The sequence below is a fragment of the Pseudomonas sp. JAI120 genome, from assembly GCF_014207255.1.
In the GTDB taxonomy this organism is placed as follows: Bacteria; Pseudomonadota; Gammaproteobacteria; order Pseudomonadales; family Pseudomonadaceae; genus Aquipseudomonas.
Genome location: NZ_JACHCZ010000002.1, coordinates 141,850 through 163,682 on the forward strand (window position 1 = coordinate 141,850; position 21,833 = coordinate 163,682).

The following is a 21,833-nucleotide window of genomic DNA, read 5'->3' on the forward strand; positions in this document are numbered from 1 at the left end:
CGCGCGCATGATAGCCGAGTTCGGAACCTTGGTTCTGTCCATAGAGTCCAGTAATTAGCCAGCTACTGAAAACAGCGCTAGTTTGAAAGCTCTGTTCGTCCCGTCAGGTCCGTAGCCGTGCGGACCATAAGGAGTCATGTAATGTCATCCCTTGATAGCCTGAGAACCCTTAAAACTTTAGAAATCGACGACAAGACCTACCACTATTTCAGCCTGCCCGAGGCCGCCAAGAGCCTGGGTGACCTGGACAAGCTGCCGATGTCCCTCAAGGTGCTGCTGGAGAACCTGCTGCGCTGGGAAGACAACAAGACCGTCACCGGCGCCGACCTCAAGGCCATTGCCGCCTGGCTCAAAGAGCGCCAGTCCGACCGCGAGATCCAGTACCGCCCCGCCCGCGTCCTGATGCAGGACTTTACCGGCGTACCCGCCGTGGTCGACCTGGCCGCCATGCGCGCCGCCGTGGCCAAGGCCGGGGGCGACCCGCAGCGTATCAACCCACTCTCGCCCGTAGACCTGGTGATCGACCACTCGGTGATGGTCGACAAGTTCGGCAACGCCGACGCCTTCGAGCAGAACGTCGACATCGAAATGCAGCGCAACGGCGAACGCTACGCCTTCCTGCGTTGGGGCCAGAGTGCCTTCGACAACTTCAGCGTGGTACCGCCGGGCACCGGCATCTGCCACCAGGTCAACCTCGAATACCTGGGCCGCACCGTGTGGACCAAGGACGAGGACGGCCGCACCTACGCCTTCCCCGACACCCTGGTGGGCACCGACTCCCACACCACCATGATCAACGGCCTCGGCGTGCTCGGCTGGGGCGTGGGCGGGATCGAAGCGGAAGCGGCGATGCTCGGCCAACCGGTATCGATGCTGATCCCGGAAGTGATTGGCTTCAAGCTCACCGGCAAATTGAAAGAAGGCATCACCGCCACCGACCTGGTGCTGACCGTCACCCAGATGCTGCGCAAGAAAGGCGTGGTGGGTAAGTTCGTCGAGTTCTACGGCGACGGCCTGGCGGACCTGCCCCTGGCGGACCGCGCGACCATCGCCAACATGGCCCCGGAATACGGCGCCACCTGCGGCTTTTTCCCGGTGGATGAGGTGACCCTGGACTACCTGCGCCTCTCCGGTCGCCCGGCTGCCACCGTGAAGCTGGTCGAGGCCTACACCAAAGCCCAGGGCCTGTGGCGCAATGCAGGCCAGGAGCCGGTGTTCACCGACAGCCTGGCCCTTGACATGGGCAGCGTCGAAGCCAGCCTCGCTGGGCCAAAACGTCCACAGGACCGTGTGTCCCTGCCCAACGTCGGCCAGGCGTTCAGCGACTTCCTCGACCTGCAATTCAAGCCCACCAACAAAGAGGAAGGCCGCCTGGAAAGTGAAGGCGGCGGTGGTGTGGCCGTGGGCAACGCCGACCTGGTGGGCGAAACCGACTATGAATACGAAGGCCAGACCTATCGCCTGAAAAACGGCGCCGTGGTGATCGCCGCCATCACCTCCTGCACCAACACGTCCAACCCCAGCGTGATGATGGCCGCCGGGCTGGTGGCGAAAAAAGCCGTGGAGAAAGGCCTCACGCGCAAACCCTGGGTAAAAACCTCCCTGGCGCCCGGCTCCAAAGTGGTCACCGACTACTACAAGGCCGCGGGCCTTACCCAATATCTGGACAAACTTGGCTTCGACTTGGTGGGTTATGGCTGCACCACCTGCATCGGCAACTCCGGGCCGTTGCCTGAGCCGATTGAAAAAGCCATCCAGAAGGCCGACCTCGCCGTGGCCTCGGTGCTGTCCGGCAACCGCAACTTCGAAGGCCGCGTGCACCCACTGGTGAAAACCAACTGGCTGGCCTCGCCGCCCCTGGTAGTGGCCTACGCCTTGGCGGGGACCGTACGCATCGATATCAGCAGCGAACCGCTGGGTAACGATCAACAGGGTAATCCGGTGTATTTGAAGGACATCTGGCCGAGCAGCCAGGAGATCGCTGACGCAGTAGCGCAAGTCAGCACCGGCATGTTCCACAAGGAATACGCCGAAGTGTTCGCCGGCGACGAACAGTGGCAAGCCATTGAAGTGCCACAGGCCGCGACCTATGTGTGGCAGAAAGACTCCACCTACATCCAGCACCCGCCGTTCTTCGATGACATTGCCGGCCCCCTGCCGGTGATCAAAGACGTCAAGGGCGCCAACGTACTGGCGCTGCTGGGCGACTCGGTGACCACCGACCACATCTCCCCCGCCGGCAATATCAAGGCCGACAGCCCTGCCGGCCGCTACCTGCGCGAGCAAGGCGTAGAGCCGCGTGACTTCAACTCCTACGGCTCACGCCGCGGCAACCATGAAGTGATGATGCGCGGCACCTTTGCCAACATCCGCATCCGCAATGAAATGCTCGGCGGCGAGGAAGGCGGAAATACGCTGTACATCCCCACCGGCGAGAAAATGCCGATCTACGATGCAGCCATGAAGTACCAGGCCTGCGGCACACCGCTGGTGGTGATCGCCGGTCAGGAGTACGGCACCGGCTCCAGCCGCGACTGGGCAGCCAAGGGCACCAACCTGCTGGGGGTCAAGGCGGTGATCGCCGAGAGCTTCGAGCGGATTCACCGTTCCAACCTGGTGGGCATGGGCGTGCTGCCGCTGCAGTTCAAGCTGGATCAGAACCGCAAGGCGCTGAAGCTTACGGGTAAGGAGAAGATCGATATTCTCGGCCTGACCGAGGTCGAGATCGTGCCGCGGATGAACCTGACGCTGGTGATTACCCGGGAGGATGGCAGCCGCGAGAAGGTCGACGTGCTGTGCCGGATCGACACCTTGAATGAAGTGGAATACTTCAAGTCGGGGGGGATTTTGCACTATGTGCTGCGGCAGTTGATCGCCTCTTAAGAACACAGGAGATCAAATGTGGGAGGGGGCTTGCTCCCGATAGCGGTATGTCAGTCAAAACATCTATGACTGATCCACCGCCATCGGGAGCAAGCCCCCTCCCACACTTTAACCGCGTTTAACGCTTCAGATCAGCCGAACAACCACTTCCACAACAGAACCAGCACCACCACCGCCAGCACCGGCCGCGCAATGCGGTAAGCCTTCGGATGCTTGCGCTTCCACTGCTTGACCACGCCGCTGAACTTGTCACTGAAGGTCTTGCTCCAGGCATACGCCTGGTTAATGCCGCCGACGCGCTCGTCGTCGAGGTTCTGCGGCGCGGTGGCACGGCCCAGTTGCTTGCTGACCCAGCGGTTGACGCGGGTCATCAGGCGATTGCTCAGCGGGCGTTCGATGTCGCAGAACAGGATCACGCGGGTCTGCTCGGTTTCGTTCTTCACCCAGTGCACGTAGGTTTCGTCGAACATCACGTCGTCACCGTCGCGCCAGGCGTACACCTGGCCGTCGACGAAGATGCGGCAGTCGTCGGAGTTCGGCGTGGACAAGCCCAGGTGATAACGCAGGGAACCGGCAAACGGGTCACGGTGCGGGTTGAGGTGGCTGCCGCCCGGCAACAGCGCGAACATCGCGCCCTTGACGTTGGGGATGCTGCTCACCAACGCCACGGTTTTCGGGCACAGCGCCTCGGCCGATGGCAGGGGTTTGTCGTACCACTTGAGGTAGAAACGCTTCCAGCCCTTCTTGAAGAACGAACCAAAACCGGCGTCGTTGTTCTTTTCGGCGGCGCGGATATAACCCTCGTCGAACAGGTGCATGGCCTCTTCGCGGATCACTTCCCAGTTGTCCTTGAGCACGTCCAGTTCCGGAAACTTGCTGCGGTCCAGGTACGGCTTGGACGGCACCGCCGAAAACAGGTACATCAAGGCGTTATAGGGGGCGAACAGCGCCGAATGGTTGACGAACTGGCGCAACATCGGCAAACGGGCCTTGCCGCGCAAGTGCACATACAGCGTGCTGCCGATAAACAGCAACAGCACCGACAGTTTGGCGGCCAAAGAAAAGGTCATGCAGCAACTCCTGGAAATAAGCGCCTGGCCAACAGCCTCCCGGCGATGGGAGACCAGACGTAACAGCCGGCCATGATAAACAGTTGGGCCATTATGCAGAAGGCCCAGGCTGACCGGCTGACATAAATCAAGCCTGGTTTTCTTGCTCGGTAAACAAATCGCTGAACAGCATGCTCGACAGGTAGCGCTCACCGGAGTCCGGCAGGATCACCACGATGGTCTTGCCCTGCATTTCCGGTTTCTCGGCCAGGCGCACGGCCACGGCCATGGCGGCACCGCAGGAGATACCGCACAGGATGCCCTCCTCCTGCATCAGGCGCAGGGCCATGGCCTTGGACTCGTCGTCGGTCACCAGCTCCACGCGGTCGACCATCGACAGGTCGAGGTTTTTCGGCACGAACCCGGCGCCAATGCCCTGGATCTTGTGGGGGCTGGGCTTGATCTCTGCACCGGCCAGGGCCTGGGTGATCACCGGCGACACCATCGGCTCGACAGCCACCGACAGGATCGGCTTGCCCGCCGTGTTCTTGATGTAGCGCGACACACCAGTGATGGTCCCACCCGTGCCGACGCCCGCCACCAACACGTCCACGGCGCCATCGGTGTCGTTCCAGATTTCCGGGCCGGTGGTTTTTTCGTGGATGGCCGGGTTGGCCGGGTTTTCGAACTGGGCCGGCATAAAATAGGTGGCCGGGTCGCTGGCAACGATCTCGCCCGCTTTGTCGATGGCGCCCTTCATGCCCTTGGCCGGCTCGGTCAGTACCAACTCGGCGCCGAGGGCCTTGAGCACCTTGCGTCGTTCGATGCTCATGGACGCCGGCATGGTCAGCAGCAACTTGTAACCACGGGCAGCGGCGACAAAGGCCAGGCCGATACCGGTATTGCCGGAAGTCGGTTCCACGATGGTCATGCCCGGCTTGAGTTTGCCGGTGCCTTCGGCGTCCCAGATCATGTTTGCGCCAATGCGGCACTTCACCGAGTAGCCCGGATTACGTCCTTCGATCTTGGCCAGGATGGTCACGCCACGCGGTGCGATACGGTTGATCTGAACCAGGGGCGTGTTACCGATGGAGTGCGCGTTGTCTGCAAAGATGCGGCTCATGGCGGGTCCTATTAGGCGGTTTTCAGAAAGGCTCCAAGGGTATGCCTCGTGTTGCAAAGCGTCCAGTCGAAGGAACGTTGCGCCTGTCGCAGAGGTCCACCCCACTATATGGACAGAGGACCCTCCCCATGAAACGTCGCTACAGCTGGCCACTATGGACCATTGCCGGATTGCTGGTGGTCCTGGTCGCCATGAGCATCGCGCTGCCCTATCTGGTGCGTAACTACCTGAATGACAAGCTCGCGAACATGGGCGATTACCGCGGCCAGGTGACCGACGTGGACCTCGCGCTGTGGCGTGGCGCGTACCGGATCAATGGCCTTGAAATCATCAAGGTCGACGGCAAGGTCCCCGTCCCGTTCGTCAAGGCGCCGCTGATCGACCTGGCGGTGAGCTGGCACGCTCTTTGGTACGACCACGCGGTGGTGGCCAAAGTGCTGTTTATCAAGCCCGAAGTGAACTTCGTCGACGGCGGCGCCAACAAGCAAGCCTCCCAGACCGGTAAGGGTACCGACTGGCGCGAACAGTTGAGTAAGTTGGCTCCCATCACCCTCGACGAAGTGCGCATCGAAGACGGCAAGATCGCCTTCCACAACTTCAGTTCCAAACCTGTGGTGAAGATCGACGCGACCGACGTCAACGCCAGCTTCTACAACCTGACCAATGTGGTGGACGTCAAAGGCCGGCGCGACGCGCGCTTCGACGGCAAAGCCCTGCTGCAAGGCCAGGCCCCGTTGGAAGCCACCGCCACTTTCGACCCGCTGAGCAATTTCGAGAATTTCGAGTTTCGCTTCCGCGCCAGGGACTTGCAGCTCAAGCGCATGAACGACTTCGCCTCGGCCTACGGCAAGTTCGACTTCAAGGCCGGCACCGGGGACGTGGTAATTGAAGCCCAGGCGGAAAAAGGCCAGTTGACCGGCTACATCAAGCCGCTGCTGCGCGATGTGGAGGTCTTCGACTGGCAACAGGACGTGGAGAACAAGGACAAGAACATCTTCCGCTCGATCTGGGAGGCGGTGGTGGGCGCCAGCGAGACCGTGCTGAAGAACCAGGCGAAGAACCAGTTCGCCACCCGCGTGGAGCTGAGTGGGAGCGTACACCAGCAAAATGTCAGCGCTTTCTCCGCATTTTTGGCGATTTTACGTAATGGTTTTATCCAGGCGTTCGATGCGCGCTATGAACAGCCCAAGCCCTCGGCGAATTGAGCCGTGACCGGTCATTCAGAGACTGAATAACCCGTCTGCGTTCACAGTCGCCGGGGCCTCGCGGTATAGTCGGGCATTGATGAATTCGAGGAATGACCGATGAAGTTCGAAGGCACCCAGGCCTACGTTGCCACCGACGACCTGAAACTGGCCGTCAACGCTGCCATCACCCTGGAGCGCCCGCTGCTGGTCAAGGGCGAGCCCGGCACCGGCAAGACCATGCTCGCCGAACAACTGGCCGAGTCCTTCGGCGCCAAGCTGATCACCTGGCACATCAAGTCCACCACCAAGGCCCACCAGGGCCTGTACGAGTACGACGCGGTCAGCCGCCTGCGCGACTCGCAGCTGGGCGTGGACAAGGTGCACGACGTGCGCAACTACCTCAAGAAAGGCAAGCTCTGGGAAGCGTTCGAGTCCGAGGAGCGGGTGATCCTGCTGATCGATGAAATCGACAAGGCTGACATCGAGTTCCCCAACGACCTGCTGCAAGAACTCGACAAAATGGAGTTCTACGTCTACGAAATCGACGAGACCATCAAGGCCAAGAAGCGCCCGATCATCATCATTACCTCTAACAACGAAAAAGAGCTGCCGGACGCGTTCCTGCGCCGCTGCTTCTTCCACTACATCGCCTTCCCCGACCGCACCACCCTGCAAAAAATCGTCGACGTGCACTACCCCGACATCAAGAAAGACCTGGTCAGCGAAGCGCTGGACGTGTTCTTCGACGTACGCAAAGTGCCGGGCCTGAAGAAAAAACCGTCCACCTCCGAACTGGTCGACTGGCTCAAGCTGCTGATGGCCGACAATATCGGCGAAGCGGTGCTGCGCGAGCGCGACCCCACCAAGGCCATCCCGCCCCTGGCGGGTGCCTTGGTCAAGAACGAGCAAGACGTGCAGTTGCTGGAACGTCTGGCATTCATGAGCCGTCGCGGTAATCGCTAATGTTGCTCAACCTGTTCAATGAAATGCGGGCCGCCAAGGTCCCGGTGTCGGTGCGCGAGCTGCTCGACCTGATCAACGCGCTGAAACAGCGCGTGACCTTCGCCGACATGGACGAGTTTTACTACTTGGCCCGGGCGATCCTGGTCAAGGACGAGCGGCATTTCGACAAGTTCGACCGTGCCTTCAGCGCCTATTTCAACGGCCTGGAAAAGCTCGACGACCACCTGCAGGCGCTGATCCCCGAAGAGTGGCTGCGCAAGGAATTCGAGCGCTCGCTGAGCGATGAAGAACGCGCGCAGATCCAATCCCTTGGTGGCCTCGACAAGCTGATCGAGGAATTCAAAAAGCGCCTGGAAGAACAGAAAGAACGCCACGCCGGCGGCAACAAATGGATCGGCACCGGCGGCACCAGCCCGTTCGGCTCCGGCGGCTACAACCCGGAAGGCATTCGCGTCGGCGACGCCGGCAAGCGCCAGGGCAAGGCGGTAAAAGTCTGGGACCAGCGCGAGTACAAGAACCTCGATGACCAGGTGGAACTGGGCACGCGCAATATCAAGATCGCCCTGCGCCGCCTGCGCAAGTTCGCCCGCCAGGGTGCGGCCGAAGAGCTGGACATCGACGGCACCATCGACCACACCGCCCGCGATGCCGGGCTGCTGAATATCCAGATGCGCCCGGAACGGCGCAACACCATCAAGCTGCTGTTGCTGTTCGATATCGGCGGCTCGATGGACGCCCACGTGAAGATCTGCGAAGAACTGTTCTCGGCGTGCAAGACCGAGTTCAAGCACTTGGAGTACTTCTACTTCCACAACTTCGTGTACGAGTCGGTGTGGAAGAACAACCAGCGCCGCACCTCCGAGCGCACCTCCACCCAGGACCTGCTGCACAAGTACGGTGCCGATTATAAAGTGATCTTTATCGGCGATGCGTCGATGGCGCCGTATGAAATCACCCAGGCCGGCGGCAGCGTCGAGCATTGGAATGAAGAACCGGGGTATGTGTGGATGCAGCGCTTCATGGCCAAGTACAAGAAGCTGATCTGGATAAACCCGTATCCCAAGGATACGTGGGGCTATACGGCCTCGACGGGGATTGTGCGGGAGTTGGTGGAGGATCAGATGTACCCGCTGACGCTGCGCGGGCTTGAGGAAGGGATGCGCTTCCTCTCCAAATAAACGCCGATCCCCATAATGCAGGAGATCTCATGTGGGAGGGGCGGTGTTATGTAAATCGGCGCAAATACTCGACATGCTGCCGATGCGCCGTTTCCTGCACCACCGGCGCCAACCTCACCTTCTCCCCCGGCAAACACTGCGCCAGCCGCGCCAGCGCCAATGGCGTCAACGCGCCCAGACGCGGATACCCGCCAATGGTCTGCCGATCATTGAGCAACACAATCGGCTGCCCATCCGGCGGCACCTGGATGCCGCCCAACGGGATCCCTTCGGAAATCAGCGACGGCCCTTGGTACTGCAACGGCGTACCGAGCAAGCGCATGCCCATGCGGTCGGCGCGACTGTCCAGGGCCCAGTCGGTGTTGAAGGCATCAAACAGGCTCTGGCCGCTGAACTGGCCAATTTGGGCGCCGACGATCACATCCAGCGGCGCCTTGGCGGGCAGCGCCTGGGCGCTCAGCACTTTCATCGCTCCGCCGGTACCGGAATAGGCCAAGCGCCCGCCTTCGGCCAGGGCCTTGCCGAAACCGTCCGGCCCACCCAGTTCCTCACGGACCACCGTGGCACAACTGCCCAGCACATCCGGCGCATCAAACCCGCCCGGCGCGGCCAGGTAAGCCCGCGCGCCGCTGAACGGCTGGGTAAAGCGCAGGCGCTGACCCTTCTGCAGGATAAAACTGCGCCCGGGGCTGATCGCACGTTCGTCGATATACGCGCCCAAATCCGCCCCGGCCAACGCCAGCAGACAGTAGTCCTCGGCCTGTACGGTAAAACCACCCAAGGTGATTTCCACTACCGGCGCATTCAGCGCATTGCCCAACAGCCAGTTGGCCCACGACATTGACACCCAATCCAGCGCGCCGCCCTGGGTTACGCCCAGGTGGCGCACGCCAAAACGACCGGCGTCCTGCAACAGGCACAGCGGCGTGCTGGCCTCGATGATCAAGCGGCTCATGCCTGCGCCTCCAACGGCGTGTCATCGCCACCCAGATTGATAAATTCGGCGTGGCTGACGGATTCAAAACGCACCGTGTCACCGGGCTGCATCAGGCTGTAGCCGTCGCGCTCGCGGTCAAACAGCTTGGCCGGGGTGCGGCCAATCAGGTTCCAGCCACCGGGGGACACCACCGGGTAGGCGGCGGTTTGCCGCTCGGCGATGCCCACACTGCCGGCCGCCACGCGTTTGCGTGGCGTGCTCAGGCGCGGTGTGGCGAGTATCTCATCCACCAGCCCCATAAAGGCAAAACCGGGGGCGAAGCCGAGGGCGAACACCTGGTATTCGTGGGCGCTGTGGCGGCGGATCACCTCGTCGACGGCCAGGCCACTGCGCTGGGCGAGCAACGTCAGTTCAGGGCCGACACTCAGGTCATACCACACCGGCAGCACATGGCACTGGCCGCTGCCCTGGGCCTGGGGTTGCAGGTCGGCGAGGGCCTGGTCGATCAATGCCCGCGCCTGGGCCGGGTTCAACGCGGTGAGGTCGTAATGCAGCATCAAGGTGGTGTAGGACGGCACCAGGTCTACCAGTGCCGTGCCGAAACCGGCTCGCAGGCGCTGGGTGGCGGCAAGCATCCACGGCATATTGGCCTCGGCGATCACGTCGAACAGCCGCACCATCAGGCAGTCGATGGCCACCACTTCAATCCGTAGCTTCATACCGGCTTCAACGCCTCACGGATGCGCTTTACGGCAGCGACCGAGCTGGCGTTGTCGCCATGTACGCACAGGGTATTGGCGCGCAATAACAACGAGCTGCCATCGCTGGCGGTCAGGGGTTCGCCACGAGAGAGCGTCAATGACTGGTGGACGATGACCTCGGGATCATGGTGCACAGCGCCCGGCAACTGGCGCGAAACGAGGTGGCCGTTACTGTCGTACGCACGGTCGGCAAAGGCTTCGAACCACAGGATTACCCCATACTCATCACCCAATGCCTGAGCCGCACTGTTGTCGCGGGTGGCCAGCAGCATCAACGGCAGGTCGCCATAAGCAGCCACCGCCTGGATCACCGCCCGCAGTTGCGCCGGGTTAGCCATCATGTCGTTGTACATCGCGCCGTGAGGTTTGACGTAGCTGACCCGCCCGCCCTGGGCACGACAGATGCCATCCAGTGCGCCGATCTGGTAATGCAGCAGGTCCTGGATTTCCTCGGGCGTGTAGGCCATGGAGCGGCGGCCAAAGCCTTGCAGGTCCTGATACGCCGGGTGCGCGCCTACCTGTACGCCGTGCTTGAGCGCCAGGCTGACGGTCTTGCGCATGATGCTCGGGTCGCCGGCATGAAAGCCGCAAGCCACGTTGGCGCAATCGATGAACGGCATGACCTCGGCGTCCAGACCCATGGTCCAGTTGCCAAAGCTCTCGCCGATGTCGCAATTCAATAGCAGACGGCTCACGGTGGTTGCTCCTGTAGGCTTTGTTTTTTGTAGTGTGGGATTTTTTACGCAGAACTCGCAACTTGTCCTGATACCCCAACGGCGCTTATCGTGGAATGGCTCGATTTTTGGCGCTTGCCCGGTGCGGCGTCCAACTAATAAAAACCGATCCATGCATAAGAAAAAGTTGATCCCATGAATTTGAAGTTCCTCGAAACCTTCGTCTGGGTGGCCAAGCTCAAGAGCTTCCGCCTGACCGCCGAGAAGCTGTTCACCACCCAAGCCTCGATTTCCAGCCGCATCGCCGTGCTGGAGAGCGAGCTGGGGGTGAAGCTGTTTCTGCGTGATTCACGGGGTGTGAGCCTGACCCCGGAAGGCTTGAAGGTGCTCGATTATGCCGAGCAGATGATGGTGACCATGCAGGGCCTGAAACAGTCCCTGGAAACCACCAGCAGCAAGGTCGGACGCGTCCGGATCGGCGCAATGGACACGGTGATCCATACCTGGCTCAGCCCGTTGGTGGCGGAGCTGATGGACCACTTCCCTTTGGTGGAAATCGAATTGGTCGCCGATACCGCACTTAACCTCAGCGATCAGCTGCAAAAAGGTTTTCTCGATCTGATCCTGCAAACCGACCTGCTGCGCCTGGAAACCGTGCGCAGCCTGGAACTGGGCAGCCACCCCATGGCCTGGATCGTCGCCAGCCAGTCGATCTACAACCGCGACTACGCGTCCCTCGCCGAACTGGCCCAGGAGCGCATCATCACCTATTCGAAAAACTCCCATCCGCACCAGGACGTCCTCAGCCTGATGCAAGCCAACGGCGTGGCCGCGCCACGGATGAACTGTGTGAACTCGGTATCGGCGACTACCCGTCTGCTGCGCGATGGCTTCGGGATTGGCGCACTGCCGCCGGTGCTGGTCAGCGAAGAACTGGCGCGGGGTGAATTGGTGATGTTGCCGATGGCGCAGAAACTGCCGAACCTGCAGGTGGTGGTGTCGTGGCGTGTGGGCGTGGAGTTGGTGGAGGAAATTGTGGGGCTGTGCCAGAAGGTCGTTGCCCGCTATGCCGAGGAAGTCGGCGAAGAGCGGATGCTGCTGACCCCCTGACGAAACTCGATTAAAACTGTGGGAGGGGCGGTCTTTAGAGACCTTTCAGGTCCCGCTCTTCGATTGGCCGGCTCTGGCGCAAGCGCTTGCCGCCCAGCACCACCCAGTCGATCAGGCGGAACAGGCACTCCAGGCCGAACGACAGCAGCATCGCCCCGCCCAGGCCCCAGCCCATGGCTTCGGGGGTCAGCAGGATCTGGTAGCTGTAGCCGTTCCAGGTTTCCAGGCGGATATCCGGGTCGGCGGCCACCGCCACTTGCAGGGCGCGGATGTACCACGGGCCTTGCATGGCCTGGAATTGCTTGTCTAACGCCACCTGGCGGTCAAGCATCGCGCCCAGGCTGTTGGCATCGCTCTGGAACACCGGGTCATCGCTGGCACGGTAATGCGCCACCAAGGCCTTCAAGTCACCGTTGAAGAACTGCCGCGCGGTGGTTTCAAACCCGCTCAGGCCGGTCTGCGCCTCGATCAGGTGGGCTTCGACGCGCTTGGCGTAGTCGTTGATAAACCCCGGCACTTGCACGCCGACCAACAGGCCAATGGCAAACAGCACCAACCGCAGATAACTGAGCAACATGGTCGATATCCTTACTCGGTAACGCCCTGGCTGACGCATTCACCGCGTCGCCACAGGCTCCATTGGCCCGGTTCGTAACGGGTCCAGTTTTCGTTGTCGGTCAACGGTTCGGTAGCAATCACCGTCACCACATCGTTGGGGGTGGTTTCGGCCTGAAAATCGACGATCACGTCGACATCTTTGAGGCGCGCCGGGCCAAACGGTGCACGCCGGGTGATCTGCGCCAATTTGGTCGAGCAATAGCAAAACAGCCAGTCGCCATCACTGAGCAGGCAGTTGAACACGCCTTTGCTGCGGTATTCGGCACAGGCGGCGATCAGGTCCGGCAGCATCTGTTCGATGTCCACCGGCTCGGGGAAGGCTTCGCGCACGCGGTTGAGCAGGTCGCAAAAGGCCGCTTCGCTGTCGGTATCGCCTACCGGGCGGTAGAAGGTGGCGCGGGGGGTGAAGTCCGCCAGTTGGCCGTTGTGGGCGAAACACCAGTTGCGGCCCCACAGTTCGCGCACGAACGGGTGGGTGTTGGCCAGGCTCACCTTGCCGACGTTGGCCTGGCGGATATGCCCGATCACCACTTCACTCTTGATGGGGTAACGCTGCACCAGCAGAGCGACTTCCGACTCACTGCTCGCGGCCGGGTCCTGGAACACGCGCAGGCCACGGCCTTCGTAGAAAGCGATGCCCCAACCGTCGCGGTGGGGGCCGGTGCGCCCACCACGCTGCATCAGCCCGGTAAAGCTGAACACGATATCGGTGGGGACGTTGGCACTCATGCCCAATAATTCACACATGCTAGGGCTCTCACTGCAGGGCGGACAACGTTAAAGGCGCGGTTCGACCCGCATACCGCTCACCGGTGCAGGACGGCGGAACGGCTCGTCGTCTTCGTCCACAGGCTCGGCGGCCAAGGCGGCATCGGTGGCAGCCTTGCGCTCACGGCGGGCGTTGGCGGCGCGCTCGATGGGCCAGCGGATCAGCACAAACACGATGTACACACCAAAGGCGATCATGGTGTACATGAACAAATCGGAAATGGCCCGCCAGGCGTTATTGCCGACCTTGAGCACCAGGTCCAGCGCCGTGATGGCCACGGCCGGCGCGAACTGAGTCTTGACCGGGTCGACGATGGTCGGGCTCAACAGCAGCACCGCCATCAGCAACTGCAGCGGCTCGCGCAGCCAGCGCCAGATCCAGCGGGTCATGCGCCACCACACCAACAGGCAGCCCAAAGCGGCGAAGGCGTAAAGGCCCCAAGCGGTCAGATAGTCGTTCTCGGTCATGGTGTCCATGGCAAGGTAGGCAAACAGGCGGCTATGATAACGGCTTTTGCGTGTCGCGGCTGCAATGCCTGCCACCTTCCGCCAGACAGAGAGTGCTCCATGCCTTCATCGACCGCCCCGATTGCCCGTAAAGCCCCAGGCCAGGACCCATACGCCTGGCTGCAAGAGCGCGACAGCGTTGAAGTCCTTGATTACCTGAAGGCCGAAAATGCCTTCCAGGAAGCCCAGCTCGCCGACCAGCAGGCCCTGCGCGAAACCCTGTTCGAGGAGATCAAGGGCCGCATTCTCGAAACCGACCTGTCTCTGCCCTCCCCCTGGGGCCCCTACCTGTATTACACGCGCACCACCGCCGGTGACGAATACGCCCGCCACTACCGCTGCCGCCGCCCGGCCGACGACAGCAACCAGGTGGACGACAGCAGCGAAGAGCTGTTGCTGGACCCGAACGTGCTGGCCAACGGCGGCTTCTTTTCCCTCGGCGCATTCAGCATCAGCCCCGACCACCAGCGCCTGGCCTACAGCCTCGATACCAGTGGCGAAGAGATCTACACCCTGTTCGTGAAGGAATTGGCCACGGGCAAAGTCAGCGAACTGGAGTTTCAGGATTGCGACGGCAGCATGACCTGGGCCAATGACAGCCTGACCCTGTTCTTCGGCGAGCTGGACGACACCCACCGCCCGCACAAGCTGTATCGCTACCGCCTGGATGGCACGGCGGCGCAGGAAGTATTCCATGAGCCCGACGGGCGTTTCTTCCTGCATTGCTACCGTTCCAGTTCCGAGCGCCAGTTGCTGCTCTCGCTCGGCAGCAAGACCACCAGCGAGGTCTGGGCGTTGGACGCCAACCAGCCGCACCTGGACTTCACCTGCCTGGCTCCGCGGGTCGAGGACCATGAATACGATGTCGACCACGGCCAACTGAATGGCGCGTGGACCTGGTTTATCCGCAGCAACCGTGATGGCATCAACTACGCCCTGTTTGTGGCTACCGACATTGGCGACGTGCCGACTGAGGATGAGTGGCAGAACCTGATCCCCCACAGCGACGAGGTGATGCTCGACGGCGTCAGCCTGAACGTCAACGCCATGACCCTGAGCCTGCGCATCGGCGGCCTGCCGGTGATCGAAGTGCACCCCCAAGGCGTGCCGGCCTATCGCGTGGAATTGCCCGACGCCGCCTACAGCCTCTACGTACAGAACAGCCTGGAATTCGTCAGCGACAAGATCCGCCTGCGCTATGAAGCCCTGAACCGCCCGGCCCAGGTACGCCAGCTGGAACTGGCCAGCGGCGCGCAGCAGGTGCTCAAGGAAACCCCGGTGCTCGGCGTGTTCAATGCCGATGACTACGTCAGCCAGCGTCTGTGGGCCACTTCCGCCGATGGCACCCAGGTGCCGATCAGCCTGGTGGTCAAGCGCGACCAGCTCGGCAAGCCGACACCGTTGTACCTGTATGGCTACGGCGCCTATGGCTCAAGCCTCGACCCGTGGTTCTCCCATGCACGCCTGAGCCTGCTGGACCGTGGCGTGGCGTTCGCCATTGCGCATGTGCGCGGCGGTGGCGAACTGGGTGAAGCCTGGTATCGCAATGGCAAGCAGGAACACAAACAGAACACCTTCAGCGACTTTATCGCGTGTGCCGAGCACCTGATCGCCGAGGGCCTGACCACCTCCAAGCAACTGGTCATCAGCGGCGGCAGTGCCGGCGGCCTGTTGATCGGCGCGGTGCTCAACCAGCGTCCGGCGCTGTTCCAGGCGGCGATTGCCGAAGTGCCGTTTGTCGACGTACTCAACACCATGCTCGACCCGGAATTGCCGCTGACCATCACCGAGTACGACGAGTGGGGCAACCCCGAAGAGCCCGAAGTGTATGAACGCATCAAGGCCTACGCGCCGTACGAAAACGTCAGCGCCCAGGCCTATCCGGCCACGCTGGTGATCGCCGGCTACAACGACAGTCGCGTGCAGTACTGGGAGGCGGCCAAGTGGGTGGCCAAGTTGCGCGACACCAAGACGGACGACAACCTGCTGTTGCTCAAGACCGAACTGGGTGCCGGCCACGGCGGGATGAGCGGTCGTTACCAGGGATTACGTGACGTAGCACTCGAATATGCATTTGTGTTCAAGGCGCTGGGGCTGATTTAAGGAACTTAGCGGGGCGGCCCTGTCTGAACACAGGACCGCCTCCTGATTGATGGACCAAGATTGCAGCCATGGCACTACCGACGCTAATGAATACCGAAATCCGCGACATGCTCATGGATTGCGGCCTGTTCGACCCTTTGCTGCCGGAAGACTTTTACGTCGCCGCCGGCTACTTCAATATCAGCAGCATTGCCGAGGGCGAGGTGATTTTCCTCGAGGGCGATGCCGGCACCTTCATGTGCATCATCCACAGCGGCCAGGTGGCGGTGCAGAAAACCAACCACACCGGCCAGCGCCTGACCATCGCCACCCTGCGCAGCGGCCGGGCCTTTGGTGAGATGGCGGTGCTTGACGGTGAGCGGCGCTCGGCCAGCTGCGTGGCCGCCAGTGACTGCGTGCTGTTGAACCTGGGCAAGGACGCCCTGGAAAAGATGCTCAATGAAACGCCGCGTGTGGCGGCGAAGATCATCCGCGCAATCGCCATCGCGTTGTCCAAGCGCCTGCGCATGGCCGATGGGCAATTACTCTCCCAACCGTTTTAACCGCCGGGCGTCTTCGGTTTGCTGTCGTTCTGCTGCAGGCCAGGCACCGTCTGGTCCTTCGGCGGTGTCGGCAATACGATGGGCACCAACGGCGGTGAGCCGTTCGTCTTCGGCACGGCCGGCGGGGTGATCTGCGGATACAGCGTCGGCGTCGGCGTGCCCGGTGCGCCTGGGGTAGGTGCCGGTGCCACCGGTACGGTTTGCAACTCCTGAGCCTGCGCCGCACCCAATGCGAGCGCGCTCAACACAATGACCGTTAGAATGCTGCACTTCATCGATGGCTCCATGGCCTGACCGGAATGTCGTAAGGCTACTCCCAACCGCGCAAGAATGCCCTTCCCAATGAGATTTCCATGAAACGTTTCGTTCTGCTGGACACCACCCCGATCCCCGACAACGGCGGTGCCTTGTGCCTGTTCGAATACGGTGAAGACTTTGTCATCAAGATCCAGGGCGGTGACGGCGGCCAGTTGATGAACACGCGCATGCACGGCTCCGAAGACGCGCTGGCGGAAATCCCTTGCCGCAAGGTCGCGGGGCGCCCGGGCTCACGGGTGTTGATCGGCGGGTTGGGCATGGGCTTCACCTTGGCCTCGGCGCTCAAGCACCTGGGCAAGACCGCCGAAGTGGTGGTGGCGGAACTGGTGCCCGGTGTTGTGGAATGGAACCGTGGGCCGCTGGGGGAAAAGTCCGGCCGCCCACTGCTGGACCCGCGCACGGTGATCCGCATGGAAGACGTGGCCAAGGTGCTGCAGGCCGAGCCCCAGGGCTTTGACGCGATCATGCTCGACGTCGACAACGGCCCCGAAGGCCTCACGCAGAAGGCCAACAGCTGGCTCTACTCAGCCGGTGGCCTGGCCGCCTGCGCCAAGGCCTTGCGGCCCAAGGGCGTACTGGCGGTATGGTCCGCCAGCGCCGACAAGCTGTTCAGCGACAAACTGCGCAAGGCCGGTTTCAAGGCCGAGGAAGTGCAGGTGTTTGCCCACGGCAACAAGGGCACCCGGCACACCATCTGGATAGCGGAGAAGCTCAAGGGCTGAGCACGCTTCTCAAGACACCCCTCCCCCATTTCTATCCCCGTCAGTCGTGGGATTTGCGGTAGTCGATCACGTACGGCACTTTTTTGTCGAAGGTCTTCTGCAGCTCATCGCGGTCCAACTGGGTCATGCCGCCCAGTTGATGGGCGGTGAAACCGCTGTCACCCACCTGTGAGCCCGGCGCCAGGCCGACCATGCGCTTGGCGACCGCTTCGATAGCGTCCTTGTAGCCGCCTTTCTTGTTCAGGTTGTACTGGCCCAGATCAATCTGCGTGCGCAGCCAGTTGCCCCAATAGAACTCCAGGAACTCCGGTGCGATCTCGCCGCCATCCGGCTTGCCATAGGCGGCCTTGCGAGTGAAATACACCAGGCTGCGGAAGGTGTCGTCCTGCAGGTTCTTGAACCCCAGGTGCGCCGGCAGTTGTTCCGGCGGCAAGGTCTGGCCTTGGTTATCCTTGAGCCAGACCTTGCGGGCCGCTTCCATGCGCTGCCAGAAGCTCGCCATGTTCGGGCTGTTGCTGAAGTCGTCGGTGACCTTGACCCACATCTTCAAGCGCGGGCCGCCGCCGGGCACTTCCCACAAGGTGGTGAAACTGTGGTGACCGTCGGTCAGGTACAGCTGGCTGGCGGGGCCGACCACCACGGTTTTCATGTCTTCGGGATGGGTGCCCACCGGGTCCTTGCAGGTGAAGCTGTCGGGCTGGTGCAGGGCAGCCTTGTTGGGCACCTTGTCGGCCTCGCCCTGGCCGTTGGTTTCGCAGTATTCATCGAAGACCTTGGCGGGTTTGTCGGCGAACAAGCCCAGGCTGTAATAGATCTGGTCGAAGCCCACCACTGCTTGGGTCGGATGCAATTGTTCAAGGGCAACTTCGACCACCTGCCCGGGTTTGGGCGTCGAGAACGCCTGGGCCTGAAGGGTAGCGACACTCAGTAGCAGTGCAACAGTCCATGAAAGCAGACGCATGTTTTTCAGATCCTTATGAGTAAAGTAAATCGATCCTAGCGGTCATTTGCGGCGCAAGCGGCTAGAATCAACCCTATCCGTGACCACCAAATAGCCAGGAGCCATGATGAGCTCGACCAACCCGCCCTCCCACACCGCCAAGCTGGACCGCATCCTTGCCGATGCCCAGCGCGACCGGGAAATGGGCTACCGCGACAAAGCCCTGAAGATGTACCCGCACGTGTGCGGCCGCTGCGCCCGTGAGTTCGCCGGCAAGCGCTTGAGTGAACTGACCGTACACCACCGTAACCACAATCATGATGACAATCCCCAGGATGGCTCGAACTGGGAGTTGCTGTGCCTGTACTGCCACGACAACGAACACTCGCGCTACACCGACCAGCAGTACTTCGGCGAAGGCTCCACCAGCAGCCCGACGATCGCCAAGGCTACGCACAACCCGTTTGCGGCGTTGGCGGGGTTGATGAAGAAAGACGACTGAAGAGTGTTGTCGCCTGTCCTGGCCTCATCGGGAGCAAGCCCCCTCCCACATTTTGAGTTGTGAACACTTTCAAATGTGGGAGGGGGCTTGCTCCCGATAGCGTTAGCCCAAGCAATACATCACCTTCAAGCCGTATAATCGCCGTTTTTCTCCAAGGCACCCTTCCCCGTGGGCAATAAACGCTACAGCTGCATCGGTCTGTATAACCCCAAATCCCCCGAAAACGTTGGTTCGGTCATGCGTGCCGCCGGCTGCTACGGCGTGGCCTCGGTGTTCTACACCGGCGTGCGTTACGAGCGCGCGCGGGACTTCATCACCGACACCAAGAAGGTCCACCACGATATTCCGCTGATCGGCATCGATGACCTGAAGAAGATCCTGCCGCTGGGCTGCATCCCGGTCGCCGTGGAGCTGGTGGAAGGCGCCCGCCCGCTGCCCGAATACACCCACCCCGACCGCGCGCTGTATATCTTCGGCCCTGAAGACGGGTCGCTGGATAAAGACATCCGCGACTGGTGCGAAGACGTCGTGTACATCCCGACCACTGGCTGCATGAACCTCGCTGCCACCGTCAACGTGGTGCTCTACGACCGCATGGCCAAGGGCAACAACACCCGTTCGGGCCCCAAGTACTGATTTTTTGGGAACATCCGGCGCTTGCACGCAGTCAGCTGCATACACTTGCCCTTGTTGGAGACAGATCATGAGCGACAGCAAAACCTTGCGACCTATCATCGAACACACCCCCTTCCAGAACCCGTCTCCCCAAAATCAGCCCACCCAGAACGTGCATGGCTGGGAACGCATCGGCTCAGTGGCCGGTGGCGTGATGATGGTGGGCAAAGGTCTGCGCCGTGGCGGGATTTTTGGGTTGATTCAGGTGGCGATCGGCGGTGTGGCGCTGGCTCGTGGCTTTACAGGGCACAGTACGCTTAAAGACAAGCTGGAACAGGGCCGCCAGGAAATGAACAGCGTGCGCACGAAGATCGAGCGTGCGGGTGCAGAGCTGAAAAGCCTGAAGACCAAGGCGGAAGTGGCGGCTGAGAAGGCCGTTAAAACCACTGGTTAGATTCAAATGTGGGAGGAGGCTTACCCCTCCCACATTTTGTTTTGTGTATGGCGAAGACTCAGCGTAACAACTTGCTGTCGAGCACCACCGACGATTCGCCGATGATGCTCTCCGCCAACTGCACGAACTCCGCAGTGGTGATGCTGTTGGCGCGCATCACCGCTTGCGCGAGGTCATCGAGGGAGCGCTTGTTGTGGGTTTTCACGCGGATCTCGCGGTCCAGCTCCTGCAACACCAGCACCGCCCGTGACACCGTCGCGCCGCTGACGTGGTCGCCGCGCAGGCTGGTCACGTCCTTGCCCTCCTTGGCCAACCGCGCCTGTATCGCCTGATAGCGCTCATCGGTAACCCCGCCTGCGCGGCGCACCAATTCGATGGCGTAGTACTCGCCCAGCCCTTCGCTGATCCAGTCGCTGCTGTCGTGGTCGTTGAAGCGGCCAATCGCCTGCACCACTTCGCGAATCAACGGGCTGCTGCCGTTCTCGCTGACCAGCGGCGTGCGGCTGTTGAGGTAGATCGAGTCGCGCGCCGAGAACGCACCACGGCGCATCGGATCGCTGGCGCCCACCACCAACAGCTTGGCCGGATGACGTGGGAACGCCGCTTCGACCTGCGGCCAGACAAAGGTCAGCAGTGTCAGCACATCCATACGCCGCATGGCTTGGCCCTTGGGCGAGGCGATGGTCACTTCGGTCTCGCCCAGGCGCACGCGGCGGCTGCCGAGGGTGCCGGCGAGCATCCAGCCGGTGGGCCGGTCGAACAGCCGCGAGACGTTGTCGATGCGGAATTTGTTCTTGCCGATGCGCGGCCAGGCGGTTTCGATGCTTTTCCAGCCGGCCGGCAGTTCGAACATCAGGCGCGAGACCAGCTCCACACCGTCCTGCTGGTCGAGGCGTGCGGGGGGCACCAGGTCTTCGCCGCGAAACAGCGCCCAGCTCGGCGTCATCCGCGCTTCATAAATACCCGGTTTGCGCGCGTGGCTCAGGCGTACACGGTAGGTCAGGCTGGCCTTGCTGGCGCTGGGTTGCCACAGGCCACGATGATCAGTGACGCTCCACTGGCCATCGGCCTTGAAGTCGCTGTAGTCGCCAGCGCGCCCCAGGTCAAAGTTCAGGCTACGCACCGCCGAGCCCTGGGAGAGGCTCACCCGCACCTCGGCCTGATCGCTCTGGGGCAGCAGCTTGACGTGATAATCCACATCCACCTTCTTCGCGCACCACGCAGGCATGCTCAACGCCAGCAACACCAGGCTTGCCGCCAGCTTGGTTCCCGCCCTCATACACACTCCTTGTTCAGCCCGCGCGGAAGATCAGGTAATCCTCCCAGTCGTCTTCGGGCACGCTGCCTTCGCTGAGCATGCGCCCGGACTGGGAAATGCGTTCGTGGTGCACGGCGTCGCGGTCACCGCAAACCAGGTGGTGCCACAACGGCAGGTCCTTGCGCTCGCTGACCAGGCGGTAACCACAGGTGGGCGGCAGCCATTTGAACTGATCGGCCTGGCCTGGGGTCAGCTGGATGCAGTCGGGCACCGAGGCGCGGCGGTTGGGGTAGTCAGTGCACTGGCAGGTTTTCAGGTCCAGCAGTTTGCAGGCTATGCGCGTGTAATAGACGCTGTTGTCGTCTTCATCCTCAAGCTTTTGCAGGCAGCACAGGCCACAGCCGTCGCACAACGACTCCCACTCCTCCTGGTCGAGGTGTTCAAGGGTTTTGCGTATCCAGAAAGGTTCGACTTTGGCGGCCATGGCTCTACATCGGTATCGGTAGGTGAAAAGGCCGCCAGTCTAGTGCCCAAGACCCCTGGGGCCAAGCGCTTACGACTGACGGCGTTCCAAGACTTGTCAGTCTAGTGGGGGCGCAGTAGCTTTGAGCGCCGAATTGA

23 protein-coding genes are annotated in these 21,833 nt (G+C 61.7%); 11 read left to right on the forward strand and 12 right to left on the reverse strand.

The window, feature by feature from the left end; all coding sequences use genetic code 11:
• The first annotated feature begins 141 nt into the window (after nucleotides 1-141).
• Nucleotides 142-2,883, forward strand: a complete 2,742-nt coding sequence (gene acnA, locus HDC32_RS12510) for an aconitate hydratase AcnA (protein ID WP_131698930.1) — start codon at nucleotides 142-144, stop codon at nucleotides 2,881-2,883.
• Nucleotides 2,884-3,014: 131 nt separating this feature from the next.
• Here the strand turns inward: acnA and HDC32_RS12515 are convergent, their stop codons facing one another.
• Nucleotides 3,015-3,953 (reverse strand): aspartyl/asparaginyl beta-hydroxylase domain-containing protein, encoded by a 939-nt coding sequence (locus tag HDC32_RS12515; protein ID WP_131698929.1) that lies wholly within the window; start codon nucleotides 3,951-3,953, stop codon nucleotides 3,015-3,017.
• A gap of 127 nt (nucleotides 3,954-4,080) precedes the next feature.
• On the reverse strand, nucleotides 4,081-5,055 hold the full coding sequence (gene cysK / locus HDC32_RS12520; protein WP_108574007.1) for a cysteine synthase A: 975 nt from the start codon (nucleotides 5,053-5,055) through the stop codon (nucleotides 4,081-4,083).
• A gap of 128 nt (nucleotides 5,056-5,183) precedes the next feature.
• Here cysK and HDC32_RS12525 point away from each other — a divergent pair, with 128 nt between their 5' ends.
• From HDC32_RS12525 to HDC32_RS12535, 3 genes are all read left to right on the forward strand, one after another.
• Nucleotides 5,184-6,260 carry a DUF748 domain-containing protein gene (locus HDC32_RS12525; protein WP_184744249.1) on the forward strand — a complete coding sequence of 359 codons (1,077 nt, stop codon included), beginning with the start codon at nucleotides 5,184-5,186 and terminating at the stop codon, nucleotides 6,258-6,260.
• Between the two features lie 99 nt (nucleotides 6,261-6,359).
• Complete coding sequence (locus HDC32_RS12530; protein WP_003210690.1) at nucleotides 6,360-7,205, forward strand: AAA family ATPase; 846 nt, start codon at nucleotides 6,360-6,362, stop codon at nucleotides 7,203-7,205.
• Nucleotides 7,205-8,383: a VWA domain-containing protein gene (locus tag HDC32_RS12535; RefSeq protein ID WP_131698927.1), complete on the forward strand. Its 1,179-nt coding sequence runs from the start codon at nucleotides 7,205-7,207 to the stop codon at nucleotides 8,381-8,383. The genes HDC32_RS12530 and HDC32_RS12535 overlap by 1 nt, the downstream gene beginning before the upstream one ends.
• 46 nt (nucleotides 8,384-8,429) lie before the next feature.
• Here the strand turns inward: HDC32_RS12535 and HDC32_RS12540 are convergent, their stop codons facing one another.
• The 3 genes from HDC32_RS12540 to HDC32_RS12550 are packed head-to-tail and all read right to left on the reverse strand — an operon-like array spanning nucleotide 8,430 to nucleotide 10,776.
• Nucleotides 8,430-9,338, reverse strand: a complete 909-nt coding sequence (locus HDC32_RS12540) for a biotin-dependent carboxyltransferase family protein (protein WP_131698926.1) — start codon at nucleotides 9,336-9,338, stop codon at nucleotides 8,430-8,432.
• The gene (locus HDC32_RS12545; protein WP_131698925.1) at nucleotides 9,335-10,039 is read right to left on the reverse strand and encodes an allophanate hydrolase subunit 1; all 705 of its coding nucleotides are present in this window, start codon (nucleotides 10,037-10,039) and stop codon (nucleotides 9,335-9,337) included. The genes HDC32_RS12540 and HDC32_RS12545 overlap by 4 nt, the downstream gene beginning before the upstream one ends.
• Nucleotides 10,036-10,776 carry a 5-oxoprolinase subunit PxpA gene (locus HDC32_RS12550; RefSeq protein WP_131698924.1) on the reverse strand — a complete coding sequence of 247 codons (741 nt, stop codon included), beginning with the start codon at nucleotides 10,774-10,776 and terminating at the stop codon, nucleotides 10,036-10,038. Before HDC32_RS12550 ends, HDC32_RS12545 begins: the two co-directional genes overlap by 4 nt.
• A gap of 174 nt (nucleotides 10,777-10,950) precedes the next feature.
• Here HDC32_RS12550 and HDC32_RS12555 point away from each other — a divergent pair, with 174 nt between their 5' ends.
• A complete protein-coding gene (locus tag HDC32_RS12555) occupies nucleotides 10,951-11,865 on the forward strand; it encodes a LysR family transcriptional regulator (RefSeq protein WP_184744251.1) in 915 nt (304 codons plus the stop codon).
• Between the two features lie 34 nt (nucleotides 11,866-11,899).
• Here the strand turns inward: HDC32_RS12555 and HDC32_RS12560 are convergent, their stop codons facing one another.
• The 3 genes from HDC32_RS12560 to HDC32_RS12570 are packed head-to-tail and all read right to left on the reverse strand — an operon-like array spanning nucleotide 11,900 to nucleotide 13,794.
• Entirely contained in the window at nucleotides 11,900-12,442 is a 543-nt protein-coding gene (locus HDC32_RS12560) for a DUF2937 family protein (protein ID WP_027604263.1), read from the reverse strand.
• Nucleotides 12,443-12,453: 11 nt separating this feature from the next.
• The gene (locus tag HDC32_RS12565) at nucleotides 12,454-13,230 is read right to left on the reverse strand and encodes a class II glutamine amidotransferase (RefSeq protein WP_184744253.1); all 777 of its coding nucleotides are present in this window, start codon (nucleotides 13,228-13,230) and stop codon (nucleotides 12,454-12,456) included.
• 30 nt (nucleotides 13,231-13,260) lie between these two features.
• A complete protein-coding gene (locus HDC32_RS12570; protein WP_131698921.1) occupies nucleotides 13,261-13,794 on the reverse strand; it encodes an MFS transporter in 534 nt (177 codons plus the stop codon).
• Nucleotides 13,795-13,818: 24 nt separating this feature from the next.
• On the opposite strand from HDC32_RS12570, the gene HDC32_RS12575 reads away from it, so the two are divergent.
• Nucleotides 13,819-15,861 carry a S9 family peptidase gene (locus HDC32_RS12575; RefSeq protein WP_184744255.1) on the forward strand — a complete coding sequence of 681 codons (2,043 nt, stop codon included), beginning with the start codon at nucleotides 13,819-13,821 and terminating at the stop codon, nucleotides 15,859-15,861.
• Nucleotides 15,862-15,929: 68 nt separating this feature from the next.
• Nucleotides 15,930-16,403 carry a cyclic nucleotide-binding domain-containing protein gene (locus HDC32_RS12580; protein WP_131698919.1) on the forward strand — a complete coding sequence of 158 codons (474 nt, stop codon included), beginning with the start codon at nucleotides 15,930-15,932 and terminating at the stop codon, nucleotides 16,401-16,403.
• Here the strand turns inward: HDC32_RS12580 and HDC32_RS12585 are convergent.
• Nucleotides 16,400-16,678 carry a hypothetical protein gene (locus HDC32_RS12585; protein ID WP_090407826.1) on the reverse strand — a complete coding sequence of 93 codons (279 nt, stop codon included), beginning with the start codon at nucleotides 16,676-16,678 and terminating at the stop codon, nucleotides 16,400-16,402. The two genes, HDC32_RS12580 and HDC32_RS12585, sit on opposite strands and share 4 nt — an antisense overlap.
• A gap of 78 nt (nucleotides 16,679-16,756) precedes the next feature.
• Here HDC32_RS12585 and HDC32_RS12590 point away from each other — a divergent pair, with 78 nt between their 5' ends.
• On the forward strand, nucleotides 16,757-17,443 hold the full coding sequence (locus HDC32_RS12590) for a spermidine synthase (RefSeq protein WP_058411058.1): 687 nt from the start codon (nucleotides 16,757-16,759) through the stop codon (nucleotides 17,441-17,443).
• Nucleotides 17,444-17,483: 40 nt separating this feature from the next.
• On the opposite strand, the gene HDC32_RS12595 is transcribed toward HDC32_RS12590, so the two are convergent.
• Nucleotides 17,484-18,404: a ParB/Srx family N-terminal domain-containing protein gene (locus HDC32_RS12595; RefSeq protein ID WP_184744257.1), complete on the reverse strand. Its 921-nt coding sequence runs from the start codon at nucleotides 18,402-18,404 to the stop codon at nucleotides 17,484-17,486.
• A 106-nt stretch (nucleotides 18,405-18,510) separates the two neighbouring features.
• Between HDC32_RS12595 and HDC32_RS12600 the strand changes: the two genes are divergently transcribed.
• The 3 genes from HDC32_RS12600 (at nucleotide 18,511) to HDC32_RS12610 (ending at nucleotide 19,954) form a co-directional block, all read left to right on the forward strand.
• Entirely contained in the window at nucleotides 18,511-18,885 is a 375-nt protein-coding gene (locus tag HDC32_RS12600; RefSeq protein ID WP_003210675.1) for a YajD family HNH nuclease, read from the forward strand.
• A 168-nt stretch (nucleotides 18,886-19,053) separates the two neighbouring features.
• The gene (locus HDC32_RS12605) at nucleotides 19,054-19,521 is read left to right on the forward strand and encodes an RNA methyltransferase (RefSeq protein WP_010563721.1); all 468 of its coding nucleotides are present in this window, start codon (nucleotides 19,054-19,056) and stop codon (nucleotides 19,519-19,521) included.
• A gap of 67 nt (nucleotides 19,522-19,588) precedes the next feature.
• Complete coding sequence (locus HDC32_RS12610; protein ID WP_131698917.1) at nucleotides 19,589-19,954, forward strand: DUF2892 domain-containing protein; 366 nt, start codon at nucleotides 19,589-19,591, stop codon at nucleotides 19,952-19,954.
• 58 nt (nucleotides 19,955-20,012) lie between these two features.
• Here HDC32_RS12610 and HDC32_RS12615 read toward each other — a convergent pair whose 3' ends face one another.
• Both HDC32_RS12615 and HDC32_RS12620 read right to left on the reverse strand, forming a co-directional pair.
• Nucleotides 20,013-21,233: a hypothetical protein gene (locus HDC32_RS12615; RefSeq protein ID WP_184744259.1), complete on the reverse strand. Its 1,221-nt coding sequence runs from the start codon at nucleotides 21,231-21,233 to the stop codon at nucleotides 20,013-20,015.
• Between the two features lie 13 nt (nucleotides 21,234-21,246).
• Complete coding sequence (locus tag HDC32_RS12620) at nucleotides 21,247-21,696, reverse strand: YcgN family cysteine cluster protein (protein WP_003172524.1); 450 nt, start codon at nucleotides 21,694-21,696, stop codon at nucleotides 21,247-21,249.
• Between the last annotated feature and the right edge of the window lie 137 nt (nucleotides 21,697-21,833).

Excerpts from the sequence above, each read along its gene's own strand:
- HDC32_RS12515 (WP_131698929.1), bottom strand. The coding sequence starts at position 3,953 with ATGACCTTTTCTTTGGCCGCCAAACTGTCGGTGCTGTTGCTGTTTATC.
- HDC32_RS12590 (WP_058411058.1), top strand. The coding sequence starts at position 16,757 with ATGAAACGTTTCGTTCTGCTGGACACCACCCCGATCCCCGACAACGGC.
- HDC32_RS12600 (WP_003210675.1), top strand. The coding sequence starts at position 18,511 with ATGAGCTCGACCAACCCGCCCTCCCACACCGCCAAGCTGGACCGCATC.
- HDC32_RS12560 (WP_027604263.1), bottom strand. The coding sequence starts at position 12,442 with ATGTTGCTCAGTTATCTGCGGTTGGTGCTGTTTGCCATTGGCCTGTTG.
- HDC32_RS12540 (WP_131698926.1), bottom strand. The coding sequence starts at position 9,338 with ATGAGCCGCTTGATCATCGAGGCCAGCACGCCGCTGTGCCTGTTGCAG.
- HDC32_RS12530 (WP_003210690.1), top strand. The coding sequence starts at position 6,360 with ATGAAGTTCGAAGGCACCCAGGCCTACGTTGCCACCGACGACCTGAAA.
- HDC32_RS12610 (WP_131698917.1), top strand. The coding sequence starts at position 19,589 with ATGAGCGACAGCAAAACCTTGCGACCTATCATCGAACACACCCCCTTC.
- HDC32_RS12535 (WP_131698927.1), top strand. The coding sequence starts at position 7,205 with ATGTTGCTCAACCTGTTCAATGAAATGCGGGCCGCCAAGGTCCCGGTG.
- HDC32_RS12555 (WP_184744251.1), top strand. The coding sequence starts at position 10,951 with ATGAATTTGAAGTTCCTCGAAACCTTCGTCTGGGTGGCCAAGCTCAAG.
- HDC32_RS12580 (WP_131698919.1), top strand. The coding sequence starts at position 15,930 with ATGGCACTACCGACGCTAATGAATACCGAAATCCGCGACATGCTCATG.
- acnA (WP_131698930.1), top strand. The coding sequence starts at position 142 with ATGTCATCCCTTGATAGCCTGAGAACCCTTAAAACTTTAGAAATCGAC.
- HDC32_RS12615 (WP_184744259.1), bottom strand. The coding sequence starts at position 21,233 with ATGAGGGCGGGAACCAAGCTGGCGGCAAGCCTGGTGTTGCTGGCGTTG.
- HDC32_RS12545 (WP_131698925.1), bottom strand. The coding sequence starts at position 10,039 with ATGAAGCTACGGATTGAAGTGGTGGCCATCGACTGCCTGATGGTGCGG.
- HDC32_RS12620 (WP_003172524.1), bottom strand. The coding sequence starts at position 21,696 with ATGGCCGCCAAAGTCGAACCTTTCTGGATACGCAAAACCCTTGAACAC.
- HDC32_RS12595 (WP_184744257.1), bottom strand. The coding sequence starts at position 18,404 with ATGCGTCTGCTTTCATGGACTGTTGCACTGCTACTGAGTGTCGCTACC.
- cysK (WP_108574007.1), bottom strand. The coding sequence starts at position 5,055 with ATGAGCCGCATCTTTGCAGACAACGCGCACTCCATCGGTAACACGCCC.
- HDC32_RS12525 (WP_184744249.1), top strand. The coding sequence starts at position 5,184 with ATGAAACGTCGCTACAGCTGGCCACTATGGACCATTGCCGGATTGCTG.
- HDC32_RS12565 (WP_184744253.1), bottom strand. The coding sequence starts at position 13,230 with ATGTGTGAATTATTGGGCATGAGTGCCAACGTCCCCACCGATATCGTG.
- HDC32_RS12585 (WP_090407826.1), bottom strand. The coding sequence starts at position 16,678 with ATGAAGTGCAGCATTCTAACGGTCATTGTGTTGAGCGCGCTCGCATTG.
- HDC32_RS12575 (WP_184744255.1), top strand. The coding sequence starts at position 13,819 with ATGCCTTCATCGACCGCCCCGATTGCCCGTAAAGCCCCAGGCCAGGAC.